The organism is Microbacterium sp., assembly GCF_032084865.1.
In the GTDB taxonomy this organism is placed as follows: Bacteria; Actinomycetota; Actinomycetes; order Actinomycetales; family Microbacteriaceae; genus Microbacterium.
Map to the genome: position 1 here is coordinate 1 of NZ_DAMDLU010000015.1, position 11,314 is coordinate 11,314.

General features: G+C 70.1%; 6 protein-coding genes. 3 read left to right on the forward strand and 3 right to left on the reverse strand.

The features are described from left to right. From RT309_RS02975 to rarD, 3 genes are all read right to left on the reverse strand, one after another. On the reverse strand, nucleotides 1–1,180 hold a 1,180-nt coding region (locus tag RT309_RS02975), incomplete at its 3' end, for an ABC transporter transmembrane domain-containing protein (protein WP_313355189.1). A gap of 78 nt (nucleotides 1,181–1,258) precedes the next feature. Further along, on the reverse strand, nucleotides 1,259–4,795 hold the full coding sequence (gene mfd / locus RT309_RS02980) for a transcription-repair coupling factor (protein WP_313355190.1): 3,537 nt from the start codon (nucleotides 4,793–4,795) through the stop codon (nucleotides 1,259–1,261). Nucleotides 4,796–4,804: 9 nt separating this feature from the next. After that, entirely contained in the window at nucleotides 4,805–5,761 is a 957-nt protein-coding gene (rarD, locus tag RT309_RS02985) for an EamA family transporter RarD (protein ID WP_313355192.1), read from the reverse strand. A gap of 85 nt (nucleotides 5,762–5,846) precedes the next feature. Between rarD and RT309_RS02990 the strand changes: the two genes are divergently transcribed. The 3 genes from RT309_RS02990 (at nucleotide 5,847) to RT309_RS03000 (ending at nucleotide 11,168) form a co-directional block, all read left to right on the forward strand. Continuing rightward, nucleotides 5,847–6,410: a GNAT family protein gene (locus RT309_RS02990; RefSeq protein ID WP_313355194.1), complete on the forward strand. Its 564-nt coding sequence runs from the start codon at nucleotides 5,847–5,849 to the stop codon at nucleotides 6,408–6,410. A gap of 150 nt (nucleotides 6,411–6,560) precedes the next feature. Continuing rightward, nucleotides 6,561–7,424 carry a DNA-formamidopyrimidine glycosylase family protein gene (locus RT309_RS02995; RefSeq protein ID WP_313355195.1) on the forward strand — a complete coding sequence of 288 codons (864 nt, stop codon included), beginning with the start codon at nucleotides 6,561–6,563 and terminating at the stop codon, nucleotides 7,422–7,424. A 117-nt stretch (nucleotides 7,425–7,541) separates the two neighbouring features. Next, on the forward strand, nucleotides 7,542–11,168 hold the full coding sequence (locus RT309_RS03000) for a family 20 glycosylhydrolase (RefSeq protein WP_313355197.1): 3,627 nt from the start codon (nucleotides 7,542–7,544) through the stop codon (nucleotides 11,166–11,168). Nucleotides 11,169–11,314 lie beyond the last annotated feature (146 nt).

Consider the following 11,314-nt stretch of genomic DNA (forward strand, 5'->3'; position numbering starts at 1 on the left):
CGAGCAGGGTCGATTTTCCCGCGCCGCTCGGGCCGGTGACAGCCGTGATGCCGGATATCTCGGCCGTCACCGCGCGCAGCGCGGGCGCCTGGCGGCCGGGGTAGGTGACGGTCAGGGCGTCGACGCGCACCGGGCCGGTCGGATCGACGCGCACGTCACGGCGTGCCCGCGCGCTGAGCATCACCTTGGCGCGCTCGAGCGCGGAGAGTCCGTCTTGTGAGGCGTGGAAGGCCGTGCCGACGTCGCGCAGCGCGGTGAAGCACTCCGGCGCGAGGATGAGTGCGATCAGGGCAGGCTCCAGCGCCATGGTGCCGTTCAGCAGTCGCAGGCCGAGGAACACGGCCACCACGGCCACCGAGATCGTGGCGATGAGTTCGAGCGCGAGGGCCGACAGGAACGCCCAGCGCAGCGTCTCCTCGGTGCGCTGCCGGTAGCGGCGCTGGATGCCGTCGAGTGCGCGCGTCTGCTCGTCGACCCTGCCCAGGCCCACGAGGACGGGCAGTCCGCGGGCGAGTTCGGTGAGGTGATCGGCGAGGCGGGTGAGCGCGGTGAGCGCCGCGTCGGTGCGCTGCTGGGTGTGCTTGCCGATCAGGATCATGAACAGCGGCACGAGCGGCACGGTGATGACGATGATGAGGGCGCTGAGCCAGTCGGCACTGAGGATCCGCACGCCCACCAGCAGGGGCACGATCGCCGCGCCGATCAGGGCGGGCAGCGACTGGGTGAAGTAATCGTCGAGGTCGTCGAGTCCGTCGGCGGCGAGCACGGCGGTGCCGCCTCCGGCGCGATCGCCCTCGGCGATGCGGTTCCACAGGCGCCGGCGCAGATCATGTTTGACGTCGGTGGCGACGCGGCGCGAGACGACCGAGGCGGCCCATTCCGCTCCAGCCCGCAGCAGCGCTCCGGCGACGCCGAGGATGAGGATGCTGCGGGTGGCGTCGAGGCTGAGACCGGATGCCGCGAGGCCGGCGATCCCGCGGGCGACGGCCTCGGCGATGAGCACGAGCCCGAGTGCGCGGGCTGCGGCGAGCAGGCCGAGAGCGTACAGCGCGCGCTTCGGCACCGCGGAGAGATCGGGCCGGCGGCGCGGAGTCTGAGGGCGCGACGCCTCGATCGCCCACGGGTCGTTCGGGGCACGGTCGACCTGAGTCCGCTCGGCCTGGATCGTTTCGGAGCTCACGACCCAATTCTACCGGGCGTAGAAGTCTGGTGCGGACCGCCGTTCTCCTCGTGCGGCTCCACGACAGAACAACCCCGCTCAGACGCTGACCGGCTCGGCCTTCACCGGTTCGGGGAACATCGCGGTGAAGAGGTTGCCGACCCATTCGATGAGGTCGGAGTCCGTCGGCATCGGCACGACCAGCGCCTCGCCCCCGCCGACCAGCTTCGCCTTCGGGTACAGCCGCTGCAGGCGGACCTTCATCGAATCCTCGAAGCGAGCCGGGGCGATGCGCAGGTTGGACCCCATCGCGACGACGTCCGACAGCCCGGCTCGCGCGGCGCGCCGGCGCAGCCGCGCGACCGTCACCAGCGTGGTGACCTCGTCGGGGAACGCCCCGTACCGGTCGACGAGCTCCTCGACGACGAGATCGATCGCATCGTCCGCGGCCGACACCGTGGCCGCCGACGACAGCTTCTGATAGGCCTCCAGGCGCAGCCGCTCGCTGTCGATGTAGTGCTCGGGGATGCGGGCATCCACGGGCAGCTCGAGACGCAGCTCGACCTCGGAGTTCGTGTCCTCACCGCGGAACGTCGCCACGGCCTCGCCGATCATGCGCAGGTAGAGGTCGAACCCGACGCCGGCGATGTGGCCGGCCTGCTCGGCGCCGAGCAGGTTTCCCGCGCCGCGCAGCTCGAGATCCTTCAGCGCGACCTGCATGCCCGATCCGAGGTCGTTGTTGACCGCGATGGTCTGCAGCCGGTCGGCGGCGGTCTCGCTCAGCGGCTTCATCTCGTCGTAGAGGAAGTACGCGTACGCCCGCTCGCGAGCGCGGCCGACCCGCCCGCGCAGCTGGTGCAGCTGCGACAGTCCGTACTTGTCAGCGCGGTCGATGATGATCGTGTTGGCATTCGCGATGTCGAGGCCGGTCTCGATGATGGTGGTCGAGACGAGCACGTCGTACTTGCGCTCCCAGAAGTCGTCGACCACCTGCTCGAGCTGATGCTCGCCCATCCTCCCGTGCGCCACGGCGATCCGCGCCTCTGGCACCAGCTCGGCGAGCTCGGAGGCCACCCGCTGGATCGACTGCACGCGGTTGTGCACGAAGAACACCTGACCCTCGCGCAGGATCTCGCGGCGGATCGCCGCGGCGATCTGCTTGTCGCTGCGCGGGCCGACGAACGAGAGGATCGGATGCCTGTCCTCCGGCGGCGTCTGCAGCGTCGACATCTCGCGGATGCCCGTGACCGCCATCTCGAGCGTGCGCGGGATGGGCGTGGCGCTCATCGCGAGGATGTCGACGTTCGTCTTCATCTTCTTCAGCGCGTCCTTGTGCTCGACGCCGAAGCGCTGCTCCTCGTCGATGATCATCAGCCCGAGGTCCTTGAAGATGACTTGGTCGGTGAGGATGCGGTGTGTGCCGATGACCATGTCGACCGACCCGTCGAGGAGCCCCTGCAGGGTGAGCCGCGCCTCTTTGTCGGTCTGGAACCGCGAGAGCGCACGCACCTGCACGGGGAACCCGGCGAAGCGCTCGGTGAACGTCTCGAAGTGCTGCTTGACGAGCAGGGTCGTCGGAACGAGCATCGCGACCTGCTTGCCCTCCTGGATCGCCTTGAATGCGGCGCGCACGGCCACCTCGGTCTTGCCGAAGCCGACGTCGCCCGAGAGCAGGCGGTCCATCGGGATGGGCCGCTCCATGTCGGCCTTGATCTCTTCGATGGTCTGCAGCTGGTCGTGGGTCTCGGCGAACGGGAACGCCTCCTCCAGCTCGCGCTGCCAGGGTGTGTCGGGCCCGAACGCGTGACCCTTCGAGCTCATCCGCGCCGAGTACAGCTTCACGAGCTCGACGGCGATGTCGCGCACGGCCCGCCGCGCCTTGCCCTTGGCGGCCGCCCAGTCGCTGCCGCCCATCTTCGACAGGGTGGGCGCCTCACCGCCGACGTACTTCGAGAGCATGTCGAGCTGATCGGTGGGCACGAACAGCTTGTCGCCCGGGTAGCCGCGCTTCGCCGGCGCGTACTCCAGCACGAGGTACTCGCGGGTGGTCTTGACGGGGTTGCGGCCGCCCGACGACACCTCGCGCTTGGTCATCTCGACGAAGCGCCCGATGCCGTGCGTGGAGTGCACGACGAAATCGCCCGGCTTCAGCTGCAGCGGGTCGACGACGTTGCGTCGACGGGAGGCGAGCTTCTTGACCATGCGCTGGTCGCCGCCGATCGTGCGACCGTAGAACTCGTTGTCGGTGAGCACGGCGATCCGGGCATCCGGCACCTGGAAACCCGATTCGACCGATCCCGCGACCAGGGTCGCCACACCACCCTCGGGGTCGTCGACCAGACGGTCGACGATACGCGCGGCGAGGCCGCGGTCGCTGAGCACGTCGCGCGCCCGCTCGACCAGACCCTGCCCCGACGAGATGATGACGACCCGCCAGCCCTCGCCGAGCCGCGCCTCGACGAACGAGATCGCACCGTCGACGTTGCCGTGGAACGACGGGATGACCGATGAGTCCAGATGCTCGGCGGCGTCGTCGTCGGTGGCGAACGGCGTCACCCGCCACCACACGCCGTCGCGCTCGTGGACGATCTCCCGCATGCGCGCGAGGCTGATGAAGTCGCCGGCGCCGAGATCTATGGGGGCCGATGCACCCGACGTGGCGGCGCTCCACGCCGCCTCGAGGAACTCCCGATTCGTCTCGCCGAGGTTGTGCGCGCGAGAGCTGGCGCGCTCGGGGTCGACGACCGCGATGGCCGACCTCTCGGGCAGGTACTCGGCGAGCGTCACGAGAGGGCCCGCGACGACAGGCAGCAGTGATTCCATGCCCTCGACCGGGATGCCCTGCGACATCTTCTCGAGCATCGCCGACATCGCCGGGAACCGGGCGATCAGCTCGCCCGCGCGCTCGCGCACGTCGGCGGTGAGCAGCAGCTCACGGCTCGCGGCGAGGGAGACCGCGTCGACATCGCCGGGCAGCGAGCGTTGGTCGGCGACCGAGAAGGCGCGGATCTGGTCGACCTCGTCGCCGAAGAATTCGACGCGCAGCGGGTGATCGGCGGTCGGCGGGAAGACATCGAGGATGCCGCCGCGCACCGCGAACTCGCCGCGGCGGGAGACCATGTCGACTCTCGAGTACGCGCGCTCGACGAGCTGCTCGATGGCATCCTCCAGCTCGATGCCGCGCCCGCCGACGCGCAGCTCGAGCGGAGCCGCGTCACCGAGGTTCGCGGCGAGCGGCTGAAGGGCGGCGCGCACCGAGGCGACGACGACGAGCGGCTTCTCGCCCGTCCAGGTGACGATGCGGCGCAGAGTGTCGAGCCGCTTGCCGACCGTGTCGGGGCTGGGACTCAGCCGCTCGTGGGGCAGCGTCTCCCACGCCGGGAAGGTGAGGATCTCGGTGTCGCCCAGATAGGCGGCGAGCGCCGCGGCGACCGATTCGGCGCGGCGGCCGGTGGATGTGACGACGAGGGCGGATGCCGGCTTGCCCATCGATGCGCGCTTGCGCAGCAGCCCCGCGATGATCGGGGCGTCGAGCCCGTCAACCGCCGAGATCTCGGCATCGGTCTGCGCCCAGGTGAGGGCGTCACGGTACAGGTTCGCCTCTTCCAAGGCGCGCAGAATCCCCGGAACAGTCACCGGACGATTCTAGTCGCGACGGTCGGCGTCGGGCTCGCCGACACCGGGTGCACCGGGATCGCTCGGCAGAGGCAGGTCGCCGCGCCCCCGGCGACTGCGCCGGGACCCGCGGAAGCCCTCCACGGCCAGCACCGCGAGTGCGACGGCGAGGATGGCGTAGACGAGGGCGTCCGCACCCTGCATCCGCTCGCCCAGCAGCAGCGCGACGCCGACGAGCAGCACGGGCTCGACGTAGCTGAGCAGCCCGAACACCGGCAGCGGCAGCAGGGTCGCCGCCGCGAGGTACAGCGACATCGCCGCCGCACTGGCCAGTCCGATGCCGACCAGGCCCGACAGCTCGGCGCCCGAGATCACACCGGGTGCCGCGGTGGCGAGGAAGACCACCGCGAGCGGCACCATCAGCAGTGATTCGGCGCCGAACACGATCGGACCGTCGAGCCCGAAGCGCTGGCGCACCACGAAGTACACGGTGTACGGCAGGCAGATCGCGAGGGTGACCCACGACAGCTGCGGGGTGGCGGCGATCTTCACCGCGACGGCGACGGCGGCGAGGGAGACGACCAGCCACTGCATCCGGCTCACCGGGGCGCCCAGCAGGAAGCGCCCGCCGAGCACTAGGCAGATCGGCAGCAGCAGGTAGCCGAGCGAGGTGTCGAGGGCGTGCCCGTGCATCGGCGCCCACATGAAGAGCCAGAGCTGGAAGCCGATGATCGCGGCGAGGCCCACGAGCAGCAGCGGCATCCACCACCGCGCGCGCAGTCGTCGTCCGAGCAGGCGCAGCTGCTCACGTGCGAGCGGATGCAGCAGCGCGAGCGCGTAGCAGGCGAAGGTCACGAGCACCCGCCAGGCGAAGACCACCTCGGCGGACGAGCTCAGCACGCCCGCGAGGAAGAAGATCCCCCCGAACAGCAGCGAGGCGAGCACCGACGCGAGTACGCCGCGCGGCGATGTCTGCTGCACCGCCACGTCCGCCTCCTTCTGCGCACCGCCGACCGCGGGCGCCCCTCGTTCCAGGATATCGACGCCGGCCGGCTGCGGATAACGTTGCCGGATGGAACCCGTCTCCCTGGTCACCGAGCGGCTCGTGCTCAGCATCCCGACCGACGCTGACATCGACGCGATCACCGACGCCTGTCAGGATCCCGAGGTGCCGCGCTGGACGACCGTGCCGAGTCCGTACACCCGGCAGCACGCAGCCGACTTCGTCGAGCTCGTCGCGGCATGGTGGGCGGACAGCGCGGAGACCGTGTGGGCGATCCGCAAGGACGGCGTGCTGGCCGGCATGATCGGGCTGCACCGGATCACCGACCACACGCACGGCGGCGAGGCCGAGATCGGGTTCTGGAGCGTCGCCGGCTTTCGAGGACAGGGTGTGATGGTCGAAGCGGCACGAGCCGTGATCGCCTTCGCCTTCGACGAGCTGGGACTCGTGCGGCTCAGCTGGCGGGCGGTGGTGGGCAACATCCCGTCGGCCCGCACGGCGCGCTCGCTCGGCTTCCGCTACGAGGGCATGCTGCGCCACGGACTGACGAGCCCGCGCGGCCGGGATGACGGGTGGGTCGCCGGGCTTCTGGCATCCGACGACCGCGCACCGGTCGCATGGCCGGTGCTCTGATGCCGCGCCGCGGGTATCCGGTCGGGTGCCGTCGGAGATCTCGGACCGGATGCCGGGCGCACGGCGCGTCAGCGGCCGACGCGCCGGCCGGAGCCCGGATCGTCTGAGATTTCCGACCTCCGCAGTCCGCGTGCGTGACAGGATGACGGCATGCCCGAGATGCCGGAGGTTCAGGGACTGGTCGATTTCCTCGCGGCCCGCGCGGTGGGGCGCACGGTCACGCGCGTCAGCGTGGCCGCGATCGCGGCGCTGAAGACGTTCGATCCGCCGGTGACAGCGCTGCAGGATGCCCGGATCACGGGCGCCGCGCGGCGCGGCAAGTTCATCGATCTGGCCCTCGGCGACGATCTGCACCTCATCTTCCACCTCGCGAAGGCGGGGTGGCTTCGTTGGTACGAGGAGCTGCCGACCACCCTCATCAAGCCGGGCCGCAGCCCGATCGCGGTGCGGGTGGCGCTCGACGACGGCAGCGGGTTCGATCTCACCGAGGCGGGCACCAAGAAGTCGCTCGCGGTGTACGTCGCTCGTCACCCGAGTGAGGAGCCAGGCATCGCCCGACTCGGCCCTGACCCGCTCGATCCCGCGTTCACCCGCGACGCTTTCGCCGCCCTGCTCACCGGTCGGCGCACCCAGATCAAGGGGCTGCTGCGCGACCAGGGGCTGATCGCCGGCATCGGCAACGCGTACAGCGACGAGATCCTGCATGCGGCGAAGATGTCGCCCTACGCGCCCGCCGCGAATCTCGACGACGCGGAGGTCGACCGGCTGTACGACGCGATGCAGCAGACGCTGCGCGAGGCCATCGCCGAGGCGGCCGGCAAGCCGCCCGCGGATCTGAAGGATGCCAAGCGGCGGGGCATGCAGGTGCACGCCCGTCGTGGCGAAACATGCCCGGTGTGCGGCGACACCGTGCGCAGCGTGTTCTTCGCCGACCGGTCGCTGGAGTATTGCCCCACCTGCCAGACCGGTGGCAAGGTGCTCGCCGACCGTCGGCTGTCGCGGCTGCTGAAGTAGAGCGCTGACATTCTCACCGCGCATCTTCGCCGCAACCGTTGACAGGGTTTGTAAGCGGTCCATATCATTCCGGGCAACCGCGTGTTTGCGGAAACATTCACCGAAGGGTGCTCGACGATGAGAAATCCGACCCATGTCCGACGAGTGACGGCGGGCGGTGCGGCCTTCGTCACCGGCGCGGCGCTGTTCCTTGCCGCCCCCGTGCTGGCGGCCCCCGCCGCCGCGGCCTCCGCCCCGCAGCCGGGCATGAACGTCGCGCTCGCATCCCACGGCGGCGAGGTGACCGCGACCGGCCAGGAGGTGCCCGGCCAGTGGGGCCCCGCCCTGGTCATCGACGGCATCAAGAACCCAGGCGACCCCTCACGGGAGCAGTCGCGCTGGTCGTCGAACACGAGCGACGACGCGGCCGTCACGGTGAAGCTCGCCGAGCCCACGGTCATCGACCACATCGCCATCGAGTGGGAGGCTGCCTGCGCTGCGACGTACACGCTGCAGGTCTCGACCGACGGTGCGACCTTCGTCGACGCCACCGACACGATCGCCCCCACCTGCGGCACACGGGACGTGCAGCGTCTCACCAAGGCGGATGCCGCGACCCCGTACCGCTATGTACGGATGCAGGGCATCGAGCGCACTCCGATCGGCGGGATAAAGTACGGCATGTCGCTGTGGGAGTTCGAGGTGTGGAACGGCGCCGAGCCTGTGGTCGAGTCATCGCGTGCCGACTCCCTCGTGCCGCTTCCGCAGAACGTCGCCACGACGGAGGGTGCCGCGCCGTACGCGCTCGGCGCAGGTGCGCGCATCGTCGCACCGGCGGCCTTCGCCAACAGCGCGACGTTCCTCGCCACGGTGCTGCGGGATTCGACGGGATACGACCTGCCCATCGTCGAGAGCGGAGCCCGCGACGGCGACATCGTCTTCGCCGAGGACGACGTGCCGGGCTTCGCCGGCGAGGACGAGGCGTACGGGATCTCGACGGATGCCTCCCGCGCCACGATCACCGCCGCCACCGACCACGGCGCGTTCAACGCCGTGCAGACGCTGCGACAGCTTTTCCCCGCCTTCATCGAGTCGAACACCGTGGTGCAGGCGGCCTGGACAGCCCCGGCGGTGCAGATCACCGATGCGCCTCGCTTCGCGCACCGCGGATCGATGCTCGACGTGGCCCGCTCGTTCCTCACCGTCGACGAGGTGAAGGCGTACCTCGACTCGATGGCCGCGTTCAAGCTCGACACCCTGCACTTCCACCTCACCGACGATCAGGGCTGGCGGCTCGAGATCACCAACGAGGGCCGGGTCGAGGGCGACACCATCGACTACTCCCAGCTGACCTCACGCTCGGGCGCCACGGCGATGACCCGGCAGGGCTACCGGAACGAGCTCGGCCGCACCGGCTACTACACGCAGGAGCAGTACAAGGAGATCGTGTCGTACGCGGCGACGCGGCACATCACGATCGTGCCCGAGATCGACGCCCCCTCGCACACCAATGCCGCGTTGCACGCCATCGAACAGCTGAACACCCCGGCCACCCGCCCGGGCGTCGATGAGAGCGGCCGGGTGCCGGCGAACGGCACCGGCGAAGTGGGCTACTCGACCCTCGACGCCAACTCCGAGCAGACCTGGGTCTTCTTCGAGCACGTGCTGACCCAGCTCGCCGCGCTCACGCCCGGCGAGTACATCCACATCGGCGGCGACGAGTCGCACGTCACCCCGCACGACGATTACGTGACGTTCATCACCAGGTCGGTGCAGCTCGTGCACGACCTCGACAAGAAGATGATGGGCTGGAACGAGGCGTCCATCGGCGGAGTGCAGCCCGACGACGCGATCCAGTACTGGGTCGGAGGCACGGCCGACACTCTCGCCGCGGTCAAGGACAAAGGCGCCAAGCTCGTGCTCTCGCGAAGCAGCAGCGCCTACCTCGACATGAAGTACAACAGCAAGACGCCGATCGGCCTGACCTGGGCCGGGACCGGCGACTTCCCCGCGTACTACAACTGGGATCCGGCCGGTGTCGTGACCGACAACGGCCAGAAGCTTCCCGACGAGTACATCCTGGGCGTCGAGGGGCCGATGTGGGCCGAGACGATCCGCGGCGGCGAGCAGGCCGAGTTCCTCGGATTCCCACGGGTGATCTCGCACGCCGAGATCGGCTGGACTCCGCAGGCGCAGCGCGACGTCACCGACTTCACCGCCCGGATGGCGTCGATCGGCGAGCGGCTGCTGGCCATGGAGACGAACTTCTACGATGGCGCCGCGACCGCCTGGCGGTGGTCGAGCGCGGGCCGTCCGGTCGCGGTGTCGCCGGGGAGGGACCTGACCCTGTCGGTCGCGACGGTCGCGGCTCCCGGCACCAAGGCATCGGCCGACGGCAGCGGCTTCGCGGTCGACCGAATCGATGACGCGGACGGCGTCAGCGCCTCGACGCTCGAAGGCACGACGAACGCCACCATCGACTGGGGCGACGGGACGCCTGCCACGGCGGCGACCTTCCGCACCGACGCCGCCCGCACCGTGCTGAGCGCGGGCGGTCTGTACACGGTGCAGGGTGCGCACGCGTACGCCGAAGCCGGCGAGTACGACGGCACCGTCACGTTCTCGGACGGCACGGTCACCGCATTCACCGCGAGGGTCGCGGCGGGCACGCCCGATCCCGCCGTGCCGGCCGAGTGGGACCCGTCGGTCACTCCGAAGATCGACGTCGCCGACAAGGTCGACGCCGGCGATCGCCTGCCGGGAACGCTGTCGGGCTTCGAGCCCGGCTCGTACGTCACGATCGCCCTCGGCGATCGCGAGCTCGGCACCGTCCGCCCCGATGAGGACGGCCGCCTCGCACTGTCGCTGCCGGTGGTGGCTGAGACCTACAGCGGGACGTACCCGGTGACCGCCGTCGCAGGCGACCGCACGGCGTCGGACCGGACCGCGGTGACATCCTCGCTCGTGCCGCTCGAGAACCGACTCGATCAGTCGCTGTTCTCGATCGCGGGTGTCGACTCCGAGGAGACGGTCGGCGAGCAGGCCGGAGCTGCGAACGCGATCGACGGCAACGTGTCGACTTTCTGGCACACCCAGTGGCAGGGAGCGCAGACCCCGTATCCGCACTGGATCACGATCGATCTCGGCGCGCAGTACGACGTGTCGGGCTTCGCCTACACTCAGCGCGCGGGTCAGTCCAACGCGCGGATGAGGGACTTCGAGGTCTACGTGAGCGACTCACCCGACGAGTTCGGCGGGGCTGCCCTCACCGGCGCCTTCCTCGATCTCTCCCGCGAGCAGGTGTTCGAGTTCGAGCAGCCGGAGCGCGGCCGCTACCTGAAGCTGGTGGGGCTGTCGTCGATCAGCGGCAACGCCTTCGGTGGCGCGGCCGAGATCAACGTCGGCGGGGTGGTGCCCGGCACCGAGGTGCCCGAGCCCGCGTTGACGCTGAGCTCGCCCGAGGTCGCTCGAGGCGGCGCGGTGTCGGTGCAGGCCACCGGGCTCGCGCCCGACACCGCCGTGACGGCGACGCTGGTGCCCACCGCGGTGAAGAAGGGCAACGGCAAGCCGATCGCGCTCGGTCAGAAGCTGCGGACCGATGCCGAGGGCGGCCTCACCGCCGACATCGCCGTGCCGAACAAGGCGCACGAAGGCTCGTACGAGCTCGTGCTCGCGCAGGTCGTCGACGGGCAGCGGGTCGAGCTCCGCGCCGCGCTGACCGTGACCCCGAAGGCGAAGGGCACCCCGAGCGGCGACGCCGGCTGACCCGACAGCCTCCGATCGGCCCCGGCGCGATTCCTGCGCCGGGGCCGATCGGCATCCGGCACCGCTCTGCGCAACCGGGATCACCCTGCGCAACCGGGAACACTCAGCGCAGGCGGGGAATGAATCCCCCTGATGCACGTTGAGTA

Bases quoted from the DNA above. Each gene is read 5' to 3' on its own strand.
- RT309_RS02990 (WP_313355194.1), top strand. From the start codon at position 5,847: ATGGAACCCGTCTCCCTGGTCACCGAGCGGCTCGTGCTCAGCATCCCG.
- RT309_RS02995 (WP_313355195.1), top strand. From the start codon at position 6,561: ATGCCCGAGATGCCGGAGGTTCAGGGACTGGTCGATTTCCTCGCGGCC.
- RT309_RS03000 (WP_313355197.1), top strand. From the start codon at position 7,542: ATGAGAAATCCGACCCATGTCCGACGAGTGACGGCGGGCGGTGCGGCC.